Below are 528 nucleotides of genomic sequence, written 5' to 3'. Positions count from 1 at the left end.
AGTCATTGAAGTGGCAAAGGAAAACGGGGTACCAACAATAGGTATTACCAACTTCGCCAAATCGCCGTTCAGTAAACTAGTGGATGTCTGTCTGTTTACTACTTCTCAAGAAACCGATTATCGTTCAGAGGCCCTTGCTTCAAGAATCGCAGAGCTCTCGATTATCGATGCCTTATACGTCAATTACAGCCTGAAGTATCAGGAACAAGCACAACACGCTCAAACGAAAATGCGCGATGCGATAGCAAGAAGAAGATTATAAAATGTAGTAAAAAGTTCTTCATGGTAAGTAGAGGCTCAAATAAAATTTGAGCCTCTTTTTTACTGTCCTTTACCACTCTGCAATACTATTGTCTTGATGACGCCATACCGGATTGCGCCAGTTGTGTCCTTCTTGGGCCCGTTCTTTGACATACTCTTCGTCAATTTCAATCCCAAGACCTGGTCCTTGTGGGATCTGTACGAAGCCATCTTTATAATCAAATACACTGCGGTCTTTAATATAATCTAGTAAATCGTTCTCTTTGT

Annotated in this window: 1 protein-coding gene and 1 pseudogene; one reads left to right on the top strand and one right to left on the bottom strand. The window is 41.3% G+C overall.

The features are described from left to right. A partial coding sequence (locus ACGTN6_RS21035) for a MurR/RpiR family transcriptional regulator (RefSeq protein ID WP_394595057.1) occupies positions 1 to 262 on the top strand: 262 nt, incomplete at its 5' end. 69 nt (positions 263 to 331) lie between these two features. Here the strand turns inward: ACGTN6_RS21035 and ACGTN6_RS21030 are convergent. Next, a pseudogene (locus ACGTN6_RS21030) lies at positions 332 to 528 on the bottom strand (galactonate dehydratase); the annotation flags it as partial.

The organism is Halomonas sp. B23F22_20 (assembly GCF_043496985.1).
Classification (GTDB): Bacteria; Pseudomonadota; Gammaproteobacteria; order Pseudomonadales; family Halomonadaceae; genus Halomonas.
This window is presented reverse-complemented; position numbering and strand designations above follow the sequence as displayed.